This window comes from Psychrobacter immobilis (genome assembly GCF_904846285.1).
Lineage (GTDB): Bacteria > Pseudomonadota > Gammaproteobacteria > Pseudomonadales > Moraxellaceae > Psychrobacter > Psychrobacter immobilis_D.
Genome location: NZ_CAJHAD010000006.1, coordinates 1 through 21236, shown reverse-complemented (window position 1 = coordinate 21236; position 21236 = coordinate 1). Strand labels below are relative to the sequence as shown.

Here is a 21236-nt window from a genome sequence, read left to right as displayed (position 1 = left end):
ATCAAGGTTATACAACAGCCTTAATGCAGTGGCTTAGGAGCAATTTATTAAATTGAACCGGAGACTTATCTTGAGTCTATAGTGATAGCGAGGCATCTGATTTTTATTAACTCATCGGCACGTAAGCTAAACTGTGCGCCTGTACTAAGTTGTACCGCATAAGGCGGTTTTCCAAATAGACCTTTGGCAACAATTTGAATGATTGTGTTAGGCAAAAAGCCTAAGTCTTTGAGTCGTTGACTGATAACGTTATCGATATCACCAAAGCGCTCATTAGCGACAATGTCATCAATAATAGCAGGTTGGTGTTTAGCCAAATCGAGTAAGGAGCACAGATTTTCAGCATTAGTATTATTTGCAGCATTGGAATTAAGAGTGTTGATATTAGCAGCAGTAGGGGTAGGATAGGAGGGTGAAAGAGTTGTGCTCATAAAGAGTCCTTATCCGTTCTTATATGTTAATGATAATTGTTACTATTGAATCCGATTATATTCCTCGATTAGAAAAAATACAATACTGCAGATGGGTGATTGAAATGAAAAAACCAGACAGTATAAAACTGTCTGGTTCTCATATTCTGATGCGGGTTCTGATACCGATAAGTCAGCTATTCATTAAAATAAATATTTTTTGACACTCACTTTGCGGCTAAGCTAGCTTATACTTAACTACTGTTCAAGCTGCGCCATGACTTCATCTGTAAAATTGACGTTGCTATAGACTTCTTGTACATCATCAATATCTTCTAACATATCAATCATTTTCATTACCTTGAGGGCGTCGTCGACATTATCAATCTCGGCGCTGGTGGCAGGTGCCATAGTGACTTCGGCATTATCGGAGACAAGACCTGCTGCATTGAGCGCATCTTTTACTTTACCGAAATTTTCCCATTCGGTGATGACTAGTAGTGACTCGCCATCGTTCTCGATATCAAGTGCCCCAGCGTCCAAAGCAGCGAGCATGACATCTTCCTCTAAGCTAATATCTTTAAAAATGATTTCACCGCGCTTGGTAAATAGATAAGCCACTGAGCCTGAGGTGCCAAGATTACCTTCATTTTTGGTAAAAGCATGACGCACTTCACTGACTGTACGATTAAGGTTATCAGTCAAGGTTTCTACCAATACTGCGACGCCACCGATGCCATAGCCTTCATAGCTGACTTCATCCATATTATCATTGTCATCGCCGCCTGTACCACGAGCAACTGCTCGATTGATGGTATCTCGGGTCATATTGACTGATAGCGCTTTTTCAATAACAGCACGCAAGCGTGGGTTTTTATTAGGGTCGGGGTCACCTTGCTTGGCAGAAGAAACAATCTCACGAATAATCTTGGTAAATACTTTACCTTTTACCGCATCCTGACGGGCTTTACGGTGTTTGATATTTGCCCATTTTGAATGGCCTGCCATATAACATCCTTACGTTTTACGTGTTATTGATAGTGCGGGTAAAAAAGTCGTTAGGGTATGCCCCAATGACAACCTTTTATACCTGATGAGGTGTTTTTATTATATGATTGCGCTGTTAATACAGTGTAATAGACCTCTCGGCAAGTTAACGATTTGTATGTCGTTTGGCGCGCTTTTTTGCTACACTGCTATTTTCTATCTTTTGACCTACTATTGATTATCATAATAACGGTCGACAGCAATAATATTTGCAATATTATAAACCACTTTAGCGCATTTTGACCAACCTAAGCTTGTCCATGCCAGCCTAAAACGTTCGGTTTTATATAACCATTGATTTTGTGACTTTATTGACTCTATGAAGCAACCAACCGCCGAAGCCATTACTCATTTGCGCAACCGCATTCATATCATTATCGAAGGCACGGATACCCGTTTGGGTAAGCTGTTTGATATTGTATTGTTGATTGCAATTTTGGCCAGTGTCGCTGTGGTGATGCTTGATAGTGTACTGTACATGCGTTTGCAATATGGCACGCTATTTCGTTATGCAGAATGGTTTTTTACCATTTTGTTTACCATCGAGTATAGCCTAAGACTATTTTCAGCGCCCAATCGCTTTCGTTATGTCTTTAGCTTTTTTGGCGTCGTGGATTTATTATCAGTTTTACCAAGTTATTTAAGCTTAATATTTGGTGGCGTCCAGTATCTGCTGGTGATTCGCATACTGCGTATCTTGCGTATATTCCGCGTGCTCAAGCTCAATACTTATATGCAGCAAGCGGGTTTTCTTGCCTCAGCGCTTAAAACCAGTCAGCAAAAAATCACGGTATTTTTCTTATCTTTAGTCTTGCTTGTGACTATTTTTGGAGCGGTAGTCTATGTGGTGGAAGGGCCGGAAAATGGCTTTACCAGTATTCCCATCTCTATTTATTGGGCGGTGGTAACGGTCACCACCACTGGCTATGGCGATATGTCACCAAAAACTCCAATCGGGCAAGCAATTGCATCTATGGTGATGATTACCGGTTATGCGATTATTGCCGTGCCAACCGGTATTTTTACCGCTGAGCTGGCACGTAATATGCGTCCACAGCTCAATCCTATCGCCTGCCCAAACTGCGGAAAATTCGGTCACGCTGTAGGTGCGGATTTCTGCGATCGCTGCGGTCATGCCCTGCATGTTTAGTGTTTATTAACGCTATTTATATGGCTTTTTAAAATTATTAGGGCGTGTCCTCATTTTAAAAATGGCGATAAAAATGAAATAAATTGCCGCCAAACAAGGAAAATAGAGCAGTTAATATCGGGATATTACCTAGCTATTTAACGAGGTTTGACAAAATTTAGCCATTTTTAGCCCATTTAGATGTCCATCGATTGAATTAAGGACACTCCCTAGGCTTGTAAGTTTTAATAGTCTATATATTCAGCAACCAGTGGCGATAAATCTATTACTACGCCCAGATTGACCAAATTCCAATACTGACCCGAAATCGTACGGTCGAGCATCATCGTGGTCGCTGAGGGCTGAAATTGGCCAAAATACTTCAAGGATGAGCGCATTTGGGCGATGGCTTCATGATGGGTTTGGCTGCTACCAAAATCAAATGCTCCATCTTGATAAGGTTTGATTGATAAAGGTTTAAGACCAATCTCTAGCCATGTCTCATAAAATTCACCCGGCACAACTTTCTCGTCATCACGGCGAATATCAAGAGCAATTAAATCTTGTTCAAGCGCGGTCACATCACCTTTTAAGGCATGCTTAGCAAAACGGCGAAATAATTGCACTTCGCTATCACTATAACTGCGAATACCGCCAAAATCATAAGCGACGACGCTACCATCGGTGCGAAAAGCAAAGTTCCCAGGGTGGGGGTCACAGTGCATGCGATATAAACCAAATAGTTGCCCTGCACTAAAATGGAACAGGCGCTCAGCGATTTTTTGCTTAATGGCATTATCCCAAGTCGCAGCGACTGTTAAGCTTTCACCCATCTCTTCAGTCAAGGTCAAAATCCGTCTGGATGAATGGCTACCAATTACTTTAGGAATGATAAGACCATCGTCGTCCGCATGAAACGCACCAAATACTTGTAGATTGTGTGCCTCCTTAATATAGTCGAGCTCATCATGCAAGCTTTGGCGAATCTCATTAAATAACTGCTCTTGTAATTGCTTACTCATATTGAGTACGCCAGCTATTTTTAGCGCCATGCGTACTTGCTTTAGGTCGCTATCACAGTTCTCATCAACATCAGGATATTGCACCTTTACTACCACCCTTTGTCCAGATGACAAGACCGCTCTATGCACTTGCCCGATTGACGCGGCGGCAAATGGCGTTTCTTCAAACTCATTGAATAACTCAGCAACCGGCGCTTTTAACTCACGCTCAACTTGTGCGCGTATCTGTGCATAAGGCATCGGCGGCGCATCTTTTTGCAATTTTTCTAAAGCTGTCGCAACTTCAGGCGGAAATACGTCCTTATATTGTGAGGCAATTTGCCCCACTTTCATCACTGCGCCCTTCATCTCACCAAGCGTTTCGGCTATTTGAATACCGACATCTTGCATCAGCTCTGAGCGCGCTTGTAGACGTTTTTCTTCGTCACTTGAGAGATGCCTTAATGAGTTTTTTGCAGCTTTGCTGGCAATACTGGCAGTCATGCCAGCGAGTTTCATAAAGCGTTTTCCGGACGATTTTGCCATTCATGTCACCATATAGTGGGTTTATTTACTAAGCCCTAATGTTATTATTTTAAGCAAACGAATGCTGTTTGACTACTGTGCCAAAAAATATCCCAAAAGCAACATAATCGCTACTTCGATTGCATTTGCAGTATGACGGTTTTTTATTGGTTAATAAATAAGGTTTCTATCACAAGTATCAAGTTATAAATTATTAGCTGTCTACTGTTAAATGATAAGTATGAGTCAGCCAATAATCTAATGACATCTGATAGCCCAAATGCCCTAAGCCACAAATAACGCCGACGGCAATATCGCTGAAATAAGAATGCTGCCGGAACGACTCACGGGCGTGTACATTGGATAAATGCACTTCTATAAAAGGTTTTTGTGTTGCCAATAGCGCATCACGTATCGCAACGGATGTGTGAGTGAAGGCAGCAGGGTTGATAATAATCGCATCTACTTGCGCTGCTGTCTCGGCTAACAGGCCATAATGTTGAATCTCATCCACAAGTTCACCTTCATGGTTCGACTGGATGCAAATCAGCTCAACGCCGTATTTAGCTGCACGCGCGACTAAGTTTTTTTCAATATCAGCAAGGGTCGTATGACCGTAAATCTCAGGCTCACGTTTACCGAGTAAATTTAAATTAACGCCATTAATAAGTAATAACTTATGCGTTTTAGCCTTTGAATTTAAAACAGCTTGTTGTTGAGATGATTTGTCAGCTACTGCTGACTGAGAAGTGGGGGTCATAATGGGCTCTATCGTTATTAGGTGAGATTGGTTTTTATAATTATAGTAAAGCGTTAGTTGATGCATCGAATAAGATAAACTTAATATATATACGTTCTCAATATATGAAATGAATCAAATATAAGACTGTTTATCCCTTTATGATAACAGCTTGTCAGCAATGTTATAAAAAATAACATGAAAAGTTATCCGAAGGACTAAAAATCGTGTTAAAAGTCTTTATGTTGCTAAAAACCCGTGCTATGATATTTTTTACGCAACATATATTACCTATTTGTTGCTGATGCCAATTGGGCTATCTATTAAATTGATTAAAACTATTTTAGTATTTGCTTATATTGGCCATAGTAAATTTACTGTAAGCTGAATCATAAAGAGAGTCATAACAGGCTTTATGTTCGGATGATGGTATGTAGAGTAGTACTCTTACATTTTGATTTCATAATCTTAAACCCCGTTTATATGCAATGTCGCAAAGGAATTTGGGGTTAAGTGACTTTTTAGGAAGTAATATTATGTCAGCTCGTGAGCAAGGTATCGTTAAGTGGTTTAATGACTCAAAAGGCTTTGGTTTCATTCAACGTGATAGCGGAGAAGATATTTTTGTCCATTTCCGCGCGATCCAAGGTGATGGTTATCGCTCTCTAAAAGATGGCGAAAAAGTTGAGTTCAGTGTGGTAGAAGGCGATAAAGGCCTGCAAGCTGAAGAAGTCAGAAAAGTAGAAGAGTAATCGCTACAGTCATTAGCGCCGTTCAGCTATAATGTCTGTATAAACTACTGATATACTACTGAGTCAAGCCCGTCTTGTCTTACCTATGTTGAGTTGAACGCAGCATATTTGGTAAGTTTAGGCGTTGGGCTTGGCTTTTTTATGTTTATGAGTTTTATAATTTGTCTGGCTAGAGATTACGGACTGGGCTTTTTTAAGAAATAGCTTCTAATCACAATAAACAGTCGTATTATAAAATCAACGCTTATTATGAGCCTCTATTTAGGCTTTTATTTATTAATGATAGAGAAGCGATTCACACACAAGGATATTTTTTTGAGTACTTTTAAGACGTTTACGGATTTGCCGTTATCAAGCCCCACCTTACGTGCCGTCAGTGATTTAGGTTTTACTGAATTGACGCCCATTCAAGCACAGATATTACCGCATACATTGGCAAATCAAGACGCCATCGGGCAGGCGCAAACGGGTACTGGCAAGACGGCAACGTTTTTAGTGACCATTATGGAGGCGTTACTCAAACGTCCTTTTACCGCTGATGAAGAACGTTATTTAGGTGAGCCACGCGCCGTCGTTATGGCACCAACCCGTGAGCTTGCCCAGCAAATATTTGATGATTGCCTTGCTCTGACCAAATATACTTCGCTGCATAGCGTTTGTATCATGGGTGGTACCAATTATGAGACCCAGCAGCATGAGCTTGAACGCCAATATGTGGATATCTTAATTGCCACGCCAGGGCGTTTGATTGACTTGATGCACAAAGGTATGGTTTATTTGGATCGAGTAGAAGTGTTGGTATTAGACGAAGCCGACCGTATGCTCGATATGGGTTTTATTCCAGATATCAAGCGTTTGGTCGGTCGTATGCCGCCGAATACTGATCGTCAAAGTTTACTTTTTTCTGCCACCTTTAACCAAGATGTGATGAATCTCGCTTATCGTTGGTTGCATGAGCCAGAGTTTGTAGAGATTGAGCCTGAGCATAAAACCAGTGAATTGGTCGATCAGCATTTTTACTTATTAACCGAAGATCAAAAATTAGCAGCGGTCGAGCGTATCATTACTGATGGTACAGTAGAAAAGGTGATTATTTTTGCCAATCGTAAAGATCAGGTTAAGCGCTTGTATCATAAGCTGCGTCAGGGGCATAAAATCGTCATGTTATCAGGTGATGTGATTCAACAAAAGCGTGAAAAATATCTGCAACGCTTTAAAGATGGTCATGCTTCTGTGTTGGTCGCAACCGATGTAGCAGGACGCGGCATTCATGTTGATGATGTCAGCCATGTGATTAATTATACCTTGCCAGATCAACCAGATGATTATGTACACCGTATTGGTCGTACAGGACGCGCCGGACAAACCGGTATCAGTATTAGCTTTGTCAGTGAAGATGATGCCTTTAATATCCCAGCATTAGAAAAGCATTTAGATACCAAGTTTAGCCTTGAGCAGTGGCAGCCTTAATAAATTTTTTTTAATGAAGTTCTAAAGCATTTAAACAGCAAAAAGCCCTTAATGAATGATTAAGGGCTTTTTTATACGTCTGTTTTTAGATGTCATCAATTTAAAGGAATATTAAACAGCAATTAGTTAGTGATGAGGTTCCATGTTTTCTGAGTCATCATTCATATTGTGCATACTATGGTCCATCTGGCTCATATCGTGGTTGGTGGTATTACCTGTGTCATTCATCATGGTATGCTCACCATGCTGCATGTTCATGCTATGACCACCGCCATGGTCGCCATGCATACTGGACATGGCGATAGGCACGAAAACGACGGCTAAACCAGATAATACCATCACAGCACCATTGAGCTGTCTTAAACGAAAACGTCCGATTTTATCCCGTAACCAGCCGACGGTTTCGTGAGTCGCGACCAGCATTGGTACGGTTCCTAAGCCAAAGACAAACATCAAAGCAGCACCACTGAGTGGGTTGTGCGCGACCACAGCGATTAACAGAGCGCCATAGACTAAGCCGCAAGGTAAGAATCCCCATAGAAGACCGGCAGATAAAGCGCGCGGAAAGGTATTGAGTGGGAATACTTTTTGACGAATAGGGCTTAGGTACTGCCAAAAGCGCATGCCGAAACGTTCGAGCTTGTTTAAAAATGGTGCACCGAGCATTGTTACGCCGACAAATACCAATACCAAACCAAGTAAAATACGCGGTGTGCTATTGCCTTGCATCAATGGCTGTAATACGGCTGTGCCTATCAATCCTGCGACCAAACCCAAAAATGCATAGCTGGTCAGGCGACCGAAATGATAGGTCGCTACCAACGCACGGCGCTTGGTAGGGCTGACATCTTTCATTGACAGACCAAAGGCAGTCACTAAGCCACCACACATGCCTAAGCAATGCGGTGAACCAAAAAAACCCATTAGCAATGCCGCAACAAGTAGAGCTGTGGTCATGGGAAGTCTCTCCTAAAAATAGTAAAGCGTGAACCTACTGTCATCATGTTATAAGACGAAAAATTGATGAGGCAGTCACGTATAAATGAGATGGGGAAGGTTATATTTTTGAATGTTATTTATATCTAGTGGTTTGACCGATAAGATATCTGCACGATCACTATTTAATCACCAGTTTTGTCAGACGACTGCATATCATTAGCTTGCGGTATATTATCATCAGGCTCATGAGCTTGAATGGTTTGGCGCCGCTCTTGACGATCATCTAAGATAATACGCTGCGATGCATTATCTAAGTCCTCAAACTGGTCTGATTTGACCGCATAGCGTATTGCCCAGATGGCGACCACGAACAGCATTAAACTTAAAGGAATTAATAAAAATATACTGAGCATGGCAAACCTCTTCAATAGCAGTTTCTTATATTATACACTTATTGCAAGTGTTATAAATATTCTATAAAGATCAAAAGTGAGACATTGGATAATGCGGCAATAATACCAATCTAATGAACTAATCTAATAATACTAGGGCAGTAAATGCCAGCTAAGCGTTATTCAGTAGGTGTTTTGGTAGCATTACCTCTCGGCGTTAAGAGTTGCTGCGAGGTCACATCATTTGCTTGGCGACAGTTTGCTTGCGGACGAATGACATCACGTAAGTAGGCGGCAACTTCATAGACCGCCCGCCGTGAATGACTTAAGTTTTGCGCGGGTTCCATCCAGTCACGCTGCACCGGTAAAGGGGCATTAATCGCCGTGCTATTGATGCCGTTTAGGGCAAACTGTCTGCGCGCGCGCGCCATATGATAGCTATCGGTGATAAGGTAAACATGATATAGAGGAATGCGCTTGGCAGTAAAACGCGCGTTTTCACAGGTATTCATACTGGCGTTTTCGCTGATAAGCCCGTCAATCCCATGGTCAATAAGCCACTGACCAAGCCAAGGCGCTTCGGCACCACTGAGGACAATAGGTAGCGGTAAGTCGTGATAGGCGGTTGCCGCTGTACGGGCGCGATTAAGGCTATAGCTATTGAGAATAATTTGATTATTATTGTCATTGGTCAGACCGCCGCCCAACACCACATAAGCAGTCGGCGGAGAACTCATGGCGGCAGGCGGCATCTTTGGTAAGGGTAAGTGCGCTAATACATAAACAACCGCTTGCGAAAATAGCGGAGTAAATAAACTGATAAGAACAAGAATAACCGCCGTTGAACCAAGCAAAAAAGTGGCGTTAATAATACGAAACAGCTTTATCATACGCTCAGCTGAACGTAAGTAAGAGCGCCATAAGCGCTTCGACCATGAGCGTTTAGACCACATGCTCGTGGTATCCAATAGAGCCGTCAGCATTTACCCAAACCGGCTCGCGCGCCAATTCAATACCATATTTCTCATAGACAATATCAGAAATATGGCATTGGGCTTTTGCTACATCTGCTTGGGTCGCTTGATAAGGGCTGTGATTGGTCAACACTAAGGCTTGCTGTTGATGGGTCATAATCGGAGCGAGACCGCTACCTTTTAGCCCAGACTGCTCAATCAACCAACCAGCGGCAACCTTAACCATGGCATCCGGCATTGGATAGCCGACGATGGTAGGATGAGCTGCTTGTAGCGCTATAAATTGCGTTTGAGGAATGATAGGATTTTGAAAAAAGCTGCCGCAATTAGGGAGCTGATTAGGGTCAGGTAGCTTTTGCTGGCGAATATCTATAATCGCTTGCATGACATCTGCAGGTACAGGCTGGCTGCGCCCTTGCTGCTCTGCATAGCGCTGCGCGACCATCTGCACATCACCATAGCTGGCAAGGATTCTGCTGGCATCGGTATGCAAACGAAAACCTACGCGAGTAATCAGCCAAGTATTGGGCGCACGCTTAAAAAGGCTATCGCGGTAGCCAAACTTACAGTCTGCTGCTGTTAGCTGATGCCAAGTTTGGGTTGGCAGATGATAAGCACGCACGTACTCTAAGCAATCTTCTAATTGCACACCGTAAGCGCCGATATTTTGTACAGGAGCCGCTCCAGTCAGACCCGGTATCAATGCCAGATTTTCAAGTCCGTACCAACCTTGAGCCACCGTATGCAGCACCAAGTCATGCCAGTTTTCACCTGCCATCACTTCTATATCGATATAACTGTCCGTTTGCGCCGTCACAGTCATACCGCGCATCTGTGAACGTAAGACAATAGCGTTTAGCCGTGTTGGCAATAGAACATTGCTACCGCCAGAAAGCACAAATAACGGCTTATCATGCGCTGTATCTTCTACGTAATTTGCTATAAAGGCATCAAGCTGCGCCTCATCGGTCAGCGTCACGACCACATCCGCCACACATGCCAATGCCATGGTATTGCTATGCGACAAATCGACTGAATTAGCCTGTGGTAAATTTACTGCAAGATTGGTCGATGTCATAGATCGAGCGCTGGAATCATGGCGTAAAGCTGAGGTCATAACATAGCCTATAGGGCAAATAAAAAAATCATGCGGGGTTTATTATAAAGGATGGGCGGTATAAAAGTAGCAGAAATATGGCGCTTTATTGCTAAGCACTATTAAGCGTTACTAATTACTACTAAACCTTAAATGCCGTTAAGCATCACTAAGCGGTTTTCCAACTTTCAATCCAAGCTTGGGCACTTGACTCAATACGTTCAATGACTTCTTCGAAAGCATCAGCATCACCTTGATAAGGGTCTGGGATATCGTCGCCGCCATAGGTTGGATCTTCTTCACTAAACAGCGCCAGTTTGGCAAGCTTGCCATCTGTATCGCTGATACCGTCTTTGATAACTTGTAGGTCGGCTAAGTTTTGCGTATCCATCGCTAATATTAAATCAAACTTACGAAAGTCATCAGTGCTTACTTGGCGTGCGACCAGCTTATTGATATTGTAACCATGGGCTTTGGCGTGGCGCTGTGCCCGCTCATCTGGCGCATGACCAATATGCCAGTCCCCCGTACCAGCCGAATCTACTTTCATCGCCAGCCCTGCAATGGCTGTTTGCTGACGGAAAATCTCTTCGGCGGTCGGTGAACGGCAAATATTTCCCAAACAAACCAATAGAACGGATGAGGGAGTAGACGCTTTGATTGGCATATAATGACCTTTTATCACAACAAAAAAACATGCTATCAAGACCAACATAAATAATGCGGTTTATTAGCATGTTATCGAGTAAATTAATTGGCTATCAGCGTAACGGTTAATACGTTGAATGGCAAGGGTAGAGGTAAGACAATAGGGTCACATTAGACTACTAATAATAGTAAGCTGCCGACCTCAGTATCCTATATAAATGTTAAGAATCGCTTTAGTCTTGATTGTGTTTGAAACGCTGTAAATCACGACGCTCTTTCTTATTGGGTTTATTATCAGGGCGGGCAAGATTGGCAAGTTTGCGCTGCTCAGCGTAATAAGCGCGGCGCTCTTCGCTATCCTCAGTTTCAGAATATAATGCTTGTGCGGCAATCGCATTACCACGTTGTGCGCTTAGCGCTTCAACCAAGACTGTTTTCTCAGTCATGGCAGTAGCTGATCCTTGGCGAATACTGAGCTCATCTCCAACGGCAATCTCTTTGCTGGTTTTGACGCGGCTCCCTGCATAATGGACACGTCCGCTTTCGATGGCTTCTTTGGCAAGGGTGCGGGTGCGGTAAAAGCGAGCTGCCCATAACCATTTATCAAGACGCATACGCACCGTATCTGGTTTGCTATGGCTCGGCTGATTATGGTTTTTATTATGTTTACTCATCAAAACCTCATAAATATCAATAAACTAAGATAATAATGGTGTTTTTTTTGTCAATTAAAAGAGTGGTGAGTGATTAAAGTATTTCAAAGCAGTTTTTTACCGTGAATAAGTAAAACAAATTAGCCATTGTTCTGATTGGCGATTTTGGCAGCCATTGCTACAGCATCGTTTGTTTTTAACTTTTTTAAACCCTTTATTACTCCTTCGATATTTTCTACCATTTTATTTTGGCTTAATTTAAATTGTGCTTGTACGGAATCGATAGATAATCTAAAGCCGATAATACCGCGACACATGAAGTTCCCAGTTTATATTTGATATAAAATTACTTACACCACTGTTTTTCACAAGGAATGCCATCATGGTTACCATCCATTTTTGTATTGGGACAGTGCTGTATAAAGTAAGTCGCTTCTGCGCATGAAGTCATCTGAGAACAATGTTGCCTGCCATCACAGGCAAAGCTTGGTGTTGACGCTGATTGCGTTATTAATACTGGCTGTGACGTTACAGCTGGATTTACTACCGAGCTGGATGTTGAAGTTGTATCTAAATCGACGTACGTTTGCGGTATGTCATCCAGTTCAGTCGAGGTAAAAGCAGCGGCAGATGAAATATCAGCCGCAACATCAGTGCTAGTGTTGCTAGTTGTGGTTTTAGGTTGCAGCATCTTATAACCTACTAGTACTAAAACCAGCAATAATATAAACATCAGTATCTTTTGAATCACGGCTCACTACCTGTTAATAACTACTGAAGTTAATAGTCGCTGCAAATGAATAAATGCTATAAGTGAACAATCATTATTAATTTATCAGAGAAAGTTTTCTAATTGCTAAAAACCCGCCCTGATAAATGAAAGATTACTGCTAATTTGCTCACTTTAAAAATAACTGATAGCCGATGTTGTCATTAATCATAGTGCAGTCGTAGCCGATATCAAGAAGCGCATCTTGTAGTTGGCGAGAGTTGCCTTCAGAAGCTTGCAAGCCCACTAAGACACGGCCTTCAGCGGCACCATGATTGCGATAGTGGAACAAGGTGATATTAAAGTCATCGCCCAATTTTTCTAAAAAGGTCAATAATGCGCCCGGACGTTCAGGGAACACCACTTTTAATAATTGCTCATTTTCGACATGCGCATGACCACCAATCAAATGACGGATATGGGATTTGGCAATATCATCATTGGTTAAGTCGTGTGCTTCATAGCCATCAGCCGCCAATTGATTGCTAATCGTTTGACGCTCTTTATCGCCTTCTTTTAGGGCGATGCCGACGAAGATTGCTGCGGGTTCCATCGAATCTGGTGATTTTTTGCTATCGGCACGGTAGTTAAACTCGGTGATATTACGGCCATGTAAGCTGCGGCAGAAATTTAAGAAAGCGCCGGTTTGTTCAGGAATGGTCACGCCAAAGATAGCTTCTTTTTTCTCACCAATCTCAGTACGCTCGGCGATATAACGCAAGCGGTCAAAGTTCATATTGGCACCGCAGATGATACCGACGCAGTTTTTACCTTGTAGGTTATGGGCTTCGATATATTTTTTCATGCCCGCAACAGACAACGCACCAGCAGGTTCAACGATACTGCGGTTTTCTTCAAAGATATCTTTCACCGCCGCGCAGACTTCATCGTTGGTACAGGTGACCACTTCAGGCTCGACGACAGGCCCTGATTTATCACTTTTTTGCATACGAACAATATCAAAAGGGAGTTCGCCAATTTGGGCAACTGCGACACCATCGACAAACAGTCCTACTTGCTCAAGTTTTACGCGTTCTCCAGCCTCTAGCGCCGCTTTTAAGCAGGCTGATTGATCTGCTTCTACAGCGATGACTTTGACGTGCGGCGCCACTTCACCCAAGAATGCTGCCACACCAGAAATCAAACCGCCACCACCTACGGCAACGAATACATAATCCATGTTGCGCCATTGCTGGGTTAGTTCCAGACCAATAGTACCTTGTCCTGCAATGACCAACTTATCATCATAAGGTGGAATAAAGGTTAAGCCCTCAGTCTCAGCGCGATTAATGGCATAACGATTGGCTTCATCAAAGCTGTCGCCATACAAGTCGACATTGCCGCCCAGTTCTCGTACAGCATCTACTTTGATATCAGGGGTGGTGGTTGGCATCACGATGATGTTATTTAGAGCAAGCTTACGCGCTGAATAAGCAACGCCTTGGGCATGGTTGCCCGCTGAGGCACAAATGACGCCGCGCGCTTTTTGCTCGTCGCTCAATTGGCTAATACGGTTATAAGCACCGCGTAATTTAAAAGATTTAACCGGTTGCAGGTCTTCGCGCTTAAATCGAATATCATTAGCAAAACGTTGGGTCAGCTTTGGTGCAGCTTCAAGTGGTGTTTGAATGGCGACGTCATAGACGGTGGCTTGCAAGATGGCTCGTACCCAATGTGACAGCATAATGATTCCTAAACAGAGTGAAAATAAATAAAAGAGGTGCAAATAATTATAAAGTTGGTGTTTGATAAATAAATAGCTATAAGCCAGTATAGATCAGCACAAAAACGAAATAGATTAGCCTATGCTGATTTTCACTATCTTGCAAGACACAATTGCAAATTTTGTAGAGAGTTTTTTAGATGTTAAAGGCCAAATCATGAATACATACAATTAAGTATTAGCAACGAGTCTAGGCAATGCATATTTAGAATAGGTTTTACGCTAACATCCCATAAAGCCATCAGTTATAATAAGCGCGCATTTTACCTCTTTTATCATTTTACCTCTTTTAAAGTAATACGTTTATTTTTCCAAGGATTTATAATGAGTGATCAGCAAGCACAAAAGCAAGCCGCAGCCAAAGCTGCCCTGCGCTATATCGAAGATGGCATGATACTTGGAGTAGGGACGGGCAGTACGGTTAACTGTTTGATTGAGTTATTGCCGACGTTAAGGCTTGCTGGCGCGGTTGCCAGCTCACAGGTCACCGAAGATAAGCTACGCGCCTTGGGTATCGAAATCATAGATTTAAACTTTGCCGGTCAGCTTGATGTCTATATTGATGGCGCTGATGAAGTAAATGAGCATTTGCAATTGATTAAAGGTGGTGGCGGCGCGCTCACACGTGAAAAAATTGTCGCTGCAGCCTCTAATAAGTTTGTCTGCATGGTTGATGAAAGCAAAAGCGTGGAGTGGTTAGGGCGTGAATTTCCAGTGCCGATAGAGGTGTTACCACAAGCGCGCTCGTATGTGGCTAGGCAATTAGCCCGTTTGGGCGCTGAGCCAGTGTATCGTGAAGATTTTGTCACTGATTATGGCAATGTGATTTTAGATACCTATGACTTAGATGTCAGTAACCCGCTAGCGCTAGAGCAGCAATTAAATAATATCGTTGGGGTGGTCTGTAATGGTATCTTTGCCGCCAATCAAGCGGATGTGTTATTAAAAGCGGGCAGTAATGGGGTGACGACTCTAATGCGTTAATTTATAGATGTATTAAGCTTGCACTAAATAAAGCCGTAAATAATAAAAAGGCAGAGCATTATCAATATGCTCTGCCTTTTTTTGTGCCTTCTGTTTTTATAGCTGCTGATTTATCAATTTTATCAATATTTCACGTTATGCTTTTTAGCAGCCTGTTTTTAGGCAGATAGTTTGATTTTGTCTTTTAATAAAAACTCCATCAAAGCTTTTTGCGCATGTAAGCGGTTTTCAGCTTCATGCCACACTACAGAGCGTGGGTCATCGAGCATATCATGCGAGATTTCTTCGCCGCGGTGCGCAGGTAAGCAGTGCATAAAGACCACTTCAGGATCGGCTTTATCAAGTAAGGATGGCGTGACTTGATAAGAAGCAAAACGGCGCGCACGGGTGTTTTGTTCAGACTCTTGTCCCATGCTTGCCCACACATCAGTGACAATTAAGTTTGAATCTTTCGCCGCTTCTTGCACATTTTCAACAATACTCACGCAATGTGAAAAGCGTTTCATCAGCTCAGGGTCAGGCTCAAAACCATACGGGGCTGCTACACGTAGCTCAAAGCCAAACTGATTGGCCGCTTGCATGTAGGAGGCGCACATATTGTTGCCATCACCGACCCAAGTGACGATTTTATTTTCGATACTACCGCGATGCTCATAATAAGTCTGCATATCAGCAAGTAGCTGGCATGGATGGAATTCGTCAGTGAGCGCGTTGATAATAGGCACACTAGAGTATTCGGCAAAGGTTTCAACCTTTTCGTGCCCAAAGGTACGAATCATGATGATATCAACCATGCTTGAGATGACGCGAGCGGAATCTTCTAGTGGCTCACCGCGCCCAAGCTGAGTATCATTTGGCGATAAAAATATAGCATTACCGCCAAACTGACCCATGCCAGTCTCGAAGGAGATACGCGTACGGGTGGATGACTTCTCAAATATCATACCAAGCGTCCGACCAACAAAAGGCTGATATATCTCGCCGGCGTGTTGCATCTTACGCAGTTCGCTCGCACGTTTGATTAGGTTTTCTAGTTCTTGTTTGGTTAAATCAGATAGGGTCAAAAAATGGCGCAAACTCATAATAATCCTAGCAGTCGATCGCAGTCGATGAAAAATGATACGTTGTCATTTTTTAATAGCATCGCGTCAGTGCGTATACTGGTGTGACAACAAACTTTTAGTATAGCGTAATTAGACTTAATGTAAATGTCCAATTTGCCGTGATTCAGCAGTGCTTCAGTGCTCCATTCGTCTCTTAAACCATAATGATATTAATCTATATCAACTATGACTTTGCTATTGCCCGATTTGGGCGAGCGCTTAGGCGGCATAGCAACTCATAGCTAATGGTCTCAGCATGGACGGCGACTTCATCAACGTGCGGCGCATCACCCCAAAGTATGACTTTACTATTTAAAGCCACGCTTTCTGGTACGGCACTGACATCAATGACAATCATATCCATGGCTACTCGTCCGACTACTGCGCATGGATAGCTCTGATGGTTTATGGCATCAATAACAGAGACATAGGCATCAGCACTCACCACCCGTGGATAGCCATCGCCATAACCAATACTGATCAAAGCCGTTTTGGTATCTTGCATCGCAGTCCAGCGGCTGCCATAACCAATGCCATCACCGGCACTGATCGTTTGTAAGGCGATAATTTGTGCGCTAAATTCCATCGCTGGCTGTAAGTCTAAATCATGCGCACTTTTATCAATAACAGGCGTACTACCGTAAAGCATGATGCCCGGCCGTACCCAATCGTGATGATGCTCTGGAAAATTGACGATACCCGCTGAGTTGCACAATGAGCCTTTTATATCGCTACTGATAGTTTCTCTTAAAGTCTGCAGCATGTCGTTAAAACGCTGGATTTGAATAGTGTTTAGAGGATGAGTGCGGTCATCGGCATTGGCAAAGTGGGTGGTCAAAATTAGCTGATAACCGGCTTCATGCAAACGTTTGGCTGCTGGAAGAAGGGTTTGATCATTAAACCCTAAGCGGTTCATGCCAGTATTGTATTTAAGCCAAACCACGCTAGTAGCGCTGGTAGTAGGTGGGGTGTTTTCTAATGCCCACGTTAACTGCGGCTCATGATGAATCACGCAGCTAATATCATGCTCAATCGCCAGCTGCCACTCATCTTTAGTGAAAGCACCTTCGATTAGACCGATGATTTTATTCCAGCCTAATTGACGAGCTTCTAATGCTTCTATCAAGGTTGCGACGCCGATACCATCTGCCTGTGGTTCGGCTTGTTTTAATGCTGGCAGAACAGCGGCCACGCCATGACCATAGGCATTGGCTTTAACCATAGCAAGGACTTTAGATGTCGGTGCCCGTTTTTTAACTTCAGCCAAATTATGGGTGATGGCTACTGGTTTAATTGTGATAGTGCGCATAATGGCCTTCTCTATTAGCAAGCTTATATTATTGTCAAAATTGGCTTATTAGCAAAGTTATTTTATGAGTAAAGTGATAAAGCCAGTGCGTCATCAATTGGGTTAATGACGCACTGGCTATTTTTATAGATATTCGCTAATTAAGCGTATCGTTCGTTCTGTTTATTATTTATTATTTATTATTTATTAAGCTTATCACTCGTCATTTTCAAAGCTGACGTTTTGATAGTATTCTGGCGTCAGGTTGATAAAGCGAGTAAATTGACCTTCAAAGCCCAAGCGTATGGTGCCGATAGGGCCATTACGCTGTTTGCCAATGATGATCTCAGCCACGCCTTTGTGGTCTGAGTTTTCATTATAAACCTCATCGCGATAAATAAACATAATCAAATCGGCATCCTGCTCAATCGCACCCGATTCACGCAAATCCGACATAATAGGACGTTTATTAGGACGGTTCTCTAGACTGCGGTTAAGCTGTGATAAGGCGATGACTGGGCATTCAAGCTCACGGGCCAAGGCTTTTAAGCTACGAGAAATCTCGGAGATTTCCCCCACGCGGTTGCCATCTAAACCTGGCACTTTCATTAATTGTAGATAATCGACGATAATAGCGCCAAGCTTGCCATCATGGTTTTTGGCGATACGGCGGCAGCGCGAACGCAGCTCAGAAGGCGGCAGGGCAGTACTGTCATCAATATATAAATGCTTAGATTGCAAATGCTGAATGGCATTCATCATTTTTGCCCATTCATCTTCATTCATTTGCCCAGAACGCAGGTGCGTCTGATTAATCGCGCCCCATGAAGACAGCAAACGCATGACGATAGACTCTGCTGGCATCTCCATCGAAAACACCACTACGGGTAAGTCTTCATTAAATAAAATACCTTCTGCTAAGTTCATGGCAAAGGTGGTTTTACCCATAGAAGGACGGGCAGCTACAATAACTAAATCGCCGGCTTGTAAACCTTGCGTCTTATTATTTAGCTCGACGAATGGGGTTTGCAAACCTATCATGCCGTCGGGATTGGATTTTAGCTCTTGAATTTTATCAATGACATTGGTCAATACCGAAGTAATACCAACGGGGCCACGCTGTTCTGCGCGTTTATTATGTTGCTCATTAATACTAAATATTTTTGCTTCGACATTATCTAGAATATCGCTTACCGTTTGGTCTTTGGGATTATAGGCAAGGGTCAGCATGTCATTGCCAGTGGTAATCAGCTGACGCAAAGTCGAGAGTTCGCGTACGCGTTGGGCATAAGCGGTGAGGTTAAACAAGGTGGCGGGACTTTGGCTTAAAATATCGGCTAAGTAGCTGTCACCACCTGCTCCTTTGAGTAGTTTTTGTGCTTCCAACCAGTCATGTACCATGACCGTGTCATAAGGCTCGTTGACCGTTGCCAAATGCGCAATAGCGTCAAAAATATACTGATGTCGCCCCGCATAAAAATCGTCTTTGGTGACGATATCTGCAATCTTATCGTAAGCCTCTTCGATACTCATCAAAGACGCCAACAAGGCCTTTTCAATATCGATATTGTGCGGCGGTGTCTGATTGAGTAAGTCGTCGGTTTTTTCGTTGTCTGCCATGGGTGCCTAATGTGTCAAAATTCGGTATAAATGGATATTTGGTGTAAGTATTTATTTTAAGAGTGATACCGCCAATCAAGCGCGACCTATCTCTACGAGAGAAGTACCAAAACGTGGTCTCAGCGCTTGCTGGTAAATGCTACAATGAAAAGCGAAAGTTTAACACATTATGCCGTTTTTTCGGCTGCTATAAGTAACTATCTATAAAAATGCCATCTTCTATAACATAAAATGTATGATATTTCAGAGCATCTTAACCATTCCTCTTTATAATAAAAAATAAAATAAAATCATATACTTAATATCACAATAGGATGTTTTACTATGCAAAAAAAATTACCATTATTAATCACAACTGGTGAGCCTGCTGGCATTGGTATGGATGTCGTGCTGTTATTAGCAGCTGAGGGTAAACTACAAGATTTTAAACGCCCAATTTGGGTCACTGCCGATAGTGCTGCGATGCAAAAGCGCGCTGATATGTTGGTGACAGCAGGTGTGCTCCAAAGCCGTCCACTTTGGCAAACCGTTGATTTAGACATTGCAGCTGATGATTTCTTAGAGCAGATATCGAAACAAACTATTGATGACAACAATAATGACAATCATGCTTTTATTCTACTGGATATCCCTTGTGCTGAGCCAGTCGTTTGCGGACAAATTAATACTCGCAATTCGGCAATGGTTGCCAAACAGTTGAACATCGCCCATAAATTAGCAACCAACAAAACAGTCGCCGCTATCGTCACAGGGCCATTGCAAAAGTCTGCGCTGATAGATGCCGATATTAAATTACTCGATGGCACCATGTTTAGCGGTCATACCGAGTTTTTTATGCAGCAAAGTGGCTGTGAGAAAGTCGTCATGATGCTTGCCAATCAAGCGATGAAAGTAGCGCTTGTTACCACGCATTTAGCATTAAAAGACATACCTGCGGCTATCACCGCTGATAACGTTCGTCAAACGGTACAAATTGTCATCGATGATATGCGCGAGAAATTTGGCTTAATGCAGCCACGTATTTTGGTCTGCGGTCTTAATCCGCATGCAGGCGAGGGCGGGCATTTGGGCGTTGAAGAAATTGAGATTATCAATCCTGTATTGCGTGAGTTTATTGATGCAGGTGTCGATATATCAGAGGCAATGCCAGCCGATACCTTATTCACACCCAGACATCTAGCGAACTGTGATGCGGTGATTGCTATGTATCATGATCAGGGTTTGCCAGTGCTTAAGTCGCACGGCTTTGGCGATACGGTGAATCTTACCTTGGGGTTGCCGTATATTCGAACATCCGTCGATCATGGCACCGCGCTTGATTTGGCAGGACGTGGCGGTGCAAGTGCTACCAGCTTATACCAAGCACTACTGATGGCTAATGAGATGGCGTATAAATCGCTTATTAATAGACCTCTTGCATAAGTCGGTGCCTTAGCGAGATTTGTAATGCAGTATTGGGTAACTTTAGTGTGAGTAATGGCTATTTATGAATCATCAAACACAGTCTGTTTTAAATGGTTCCACTATAGCAGTCTGCTTTAAGTAGTCTGTTAATAGGTTTAGAGGGTGAAATAGCTGGTTCCGTTGAGGTATACCTTAATAGTTCTCATAAGTAAGTACGTGAAACTCAAAACCTCCTTTTCTATACTCGTATGGAATATTAATATCGGCATGTAAGCATTCTTCTAAAGTAACTGGATACACATAACTATAATTTTTATCGCCAGTATTATCTAGATTCTCCTTTAGTATAGAAAACTGAGCATGGTTTAAAATAATTTCGTAAACTGCAAATTCATCACTTAAAGGATATATATGAATCTCTCTTATAATGTTACTCATGGTATTATCTTCCTATTTTTTATAGTAGGTTTTATATGCAGTCCAGTTTTAGGATGGTAATCACCCCAACCATAAGACACTTATTAAATAGAATTAAGCTGCGTGGTTTAGTTTCTGCATTGGCGTAAAACC

The 21236-nt window shown here is 42.7% G+C and carries 21 protein-coding genes and 1 pseudogene; 5 read left to right on the top strand and 17 right to left on the bottom strand.

Annotation, left to right across the window (positions count from 1 at the left end; translation table 11 throughout):
• Nucleotides 1-65: 65 nt before the first annotated feature.
• Both JMX13_RS05280 and JMX13_RS05275 read right to left on the bottom strand, forming a co-directional pair.
• Nucleotides 66-431, bottom strand: coding sequence for a FeoA family protein (locus JMX13_RS05280; RefSeq protein ID WP_201610463.1), 366 nt, complete (start codon nt 429-431; stop codon nt 66-68).
• 237 nt (nt 432-668) lie between these two features.
• A complete protein-coding gene (locus JMX13_RS05275) occupies nt 669-1418 on the bottom strand; it encodes a YebC/PmpR family DNA-binding transcriptional regulator (protein WP_201610461.1) in 750 nt (249 codons plus the stop codon).
• Nucleotides 1419-1776: 358 nt separating this feature from the next.
• Here JMX13_RS05275 and JMX13_RS05270 point away from each other — a divergent pair, with 358 nt between their 5' ends.
• Nucleotides 1777-2607, top strand: coding sequence for an ion transporter (locus JMX13_RS05270; RefSeq protein ID WP_149489343.1), 831 nt, complete (start codon nt 1777-1779; stop codon nt 2605-2607).
• Between the two features lie 224 nt (nt 2608-2831).
• On the opposite strand, the gene JMX13_RS05265 is transcribed toward JMX13_RS05270, so the two are convergent.
• A complete protein-coding gene (locus tag JMX13_RS05265) occupies nt 2832-4133 on the bottom strand; it encodes an ABC1 kinase family protein (protein WP_201610459.1) in 1302 nt (433 codons plus the stop codon).
• A gap of 193 nt (nt 4134-4326) precedes the next feature.
• Nucleotides 4327-4872 (bottom strand): type II 3-dehydroquinate dehydratase, encoded by a 546-nt coding sequence (gene aroQ / locus JMX13_RS05260; RefSeq protein ID WP_201610457.1) that lies wholly within the window; start codon nt 4870-4872, stop codon nt 4327-4329.
• Between the two features lie 515 nt (nt 4873-5387).
• On the opposite strand from aroQ, the gene JMX13_RS05255 reads away from it, so the two are divergent.
• Nucleotides 5388-5603 (top strand): cold-shock protein, encoded by a 216-nt coding sequence (locus JMX13_RS05255; RefSeq protein ID WP_011513806.1) that lies wholly within the window; start codon nt 5388-5390, stop codon nt 5601-5603.
• A gap of 279 nt (nt 5604-5882) precedes the next feature.
• Entirely contained in the window at nt 5883-7073 is a 1191-nt protein-coding gene (locus JMX13_RS05250; RefSeq protein ID WP_413786303.1) for a DEAD/DEAH box helicase, read from the top strand.
• 126 nt (nt 7074-7199) lie between these two features.
• Here JMX13_RS05250 and JMX13_RS05245 read toward each other — a convergent pair whose 3' ends face one another.
• The 9 genes and pseudogenes from JMX13_RS05245 to ilvA form a co-directional block, all read right to left on the bottom strand.
• Complete coding sequence (locus JMX13_RS05245; RefSeq protein ID WP_201610455.1) at nt 7200-8030, bottom strand: sulfite exporter TauE/SafE family protein; 831 nt, start codon at nt 8028-8030, stop codon at nt 7200-7202.
• Nucleotides 8031-8194: 164 nt separating this feature from the next.
• Nucleotides 8195-8425 (bottom strand): cbb3-type cytochrome oxidase assembly protein CcoS, encoded by a 231-nt coding sequence (gene ccoS / locus JMX13_RS05240; protein ID WP_201610453.1) that lies wholly within the window; start codon nt 8423-8425, stop codon nt 8195-8197.
• A gap of 158 nt (nt 8426-8583) precedes the next feature.
• Nucleotides 8584-9357: a YdcF family protein gene (locus JMX13_RS05235; RefSeq protein ID WP_201610444.1), complete on the bottom strand. Its 774-nt coding sequence runs from the start codon at nt 9355-9357 to the stop codon at nt 8584-8586.
• Entirely contained in the window at nt 9347-10495 is a 1149-nt protein-coding gene (murB, locus tag JMX13_RS05230) for a UDP-N-acetylmuramate dehydrogenase (protein WP_413786302.1), read from the bottom strand. Before murB ends, JMX13_RS05235 begins: the two co-directional genes overlap by 11 nt.
• Nucleotides 10496-10643: 148 nt before the next feature.
• Nucleotides 10644-11141 carry a low molecular weight protein-tyrosine-phosphatase gene (locus JMX13_RS05225; RefSeq protein ID WP_201610436.1) on the bottom strand — a complete coding sequence of 166 codons (498 nt, stop codon included), beginning with the start codon at nt 11139-11141 and terminating at the stop codon, nt 10644-10646.
• A 214-nt stretch (nt 11142-11355) separates the two neighbouring features.
• Nucleotides 11356-11796, bottom strand: a complete 441-nt coding sequence (locus JMX13_RS05220) for an RNA-binding S4 domain-containing protein (RefSeq protein WP_201610434.1) — start codon at nt 11794-11796, stop codon at nt 11356-11358.
• Nucleotides 11797-11915: 119 nt separating this feature from the next.
• Nucleotides 11916-12092, bottom strand: a complete 177-nt coding sequence (locus JMX13_RS05215; RefSeq protein WP_201610432.1) for a hypothetical protein — start codon at nt 12090-12092, stop codon at nt 11916-11918.
• Between the two features lie 29 nt (nt 12093-12121).
• Nucleotides 12122-12292, bottom strand: a pseudogene (locus JMX13_RS13755) (excalibur calcium-binding domain-containing protein); the annotation flags it as partial.
• A gap of 382 nt (nt 12293-12674) precedes the next feature.
• Nucleotides 12675-14228 carry a threonine ammonia-lyase, biosynthetic gene (ilvA, locus tag JMX13_RS05205; RefSeq protein ID WP_201610430.1) on the bottom strand — a complete coding sequence of 518 codons (1554 nt, stop codon included), beginning with the start codon at nt 14226-14228 and terminating at the stop codon, nt 12675-12677.
• 363 nt (nt 14229-14591) lie between these two features.
• On the opposite strand from ilvA, the gene rpiA reads away from it, so the two are divergent.
• On the top strand, nt 14592-15251 hold the full coding sequence (gene rpiA, locus JMX13_RS05200) for a ribose-5-phosphate isomerase RpiA (RefSeq protein ID WP_201544231.1): 660 nt from the start codon (nt 14592-14594) through the stop codon (nt 15249-15251).
• Between the two features lie 158 nt (nt 15252-15409).
• On the opposite strand, the gene argF is transcribed toward rpiA, so the two are convergent.
• The 3 genes from argF to dnaB form a co-directional block, all read right to left on the bottom strand.
• On the bottom strand, nt 15410-16333 hold the full coding sequence (argF, locus tag JMX13_RS05195; RefSeq protein ID WP_201610428.1) for an ornithine carbamoyltransferase: 924 nt from the start codon (nt 16331-16333) through the stop codon (nt 15410-15412).
• Between the two features lie 205 nt (nt 16334-16538).
• Nucleotides 16539-17663, bottom strand: coding sequence for an alanine racemase (gene alr / locus JMX13_RS05190; protein WP_201610426.1), 1125 nt, complete (start codon nt 17661-17663; stop codon nt 16539-16541).
• A gap of 195 nt (nt 17664-17858) precedes the next feature.
• A complete protein-coding gene (gene dnaB / locus JMX13_RS05185) occupies nt 17859-19262 on the bottom strand; it encodes a replicative DNA helicase (protein WP_201610424.1) in 1404 nt (467 codons plus the stop codon).
• Between the two features lie 324 nt (nt 19263-19586).
• Here dnaB and pdxA point away from each other — a divergent pair, with 324 nt between their 5' ends.
• Complete coding sequence (pdxA, locus tag JMX13_RS05180; protein WP_201610422.1) at nt 19587-20684, top strand: 4-hydroxythreonine-4-phosphate dehydrogenase PdxA; 1098 nt, start codon at nt 19587-19589, stop codon at nt 20682-20684.
• A gap of 174 nt (nt 20685-20858) precedes the next feature.
• Here the strand turns inward: pdxA and JMX13_RS05175 are convergent, their stop codons facing one another.
• Nucleotides 20859-21104: a hypothetical protein gene (locus JMX13_RS05175; RefSeq protein ID WP_201610420.1), complete on the bottom strand. Its 246-nt coding sequence runs from the start codon at nt 21102-21104 to the stop codon at nt 20859-20861.
• Nucleotides 21105-21236: the final 132 nt, after the last annotated feature.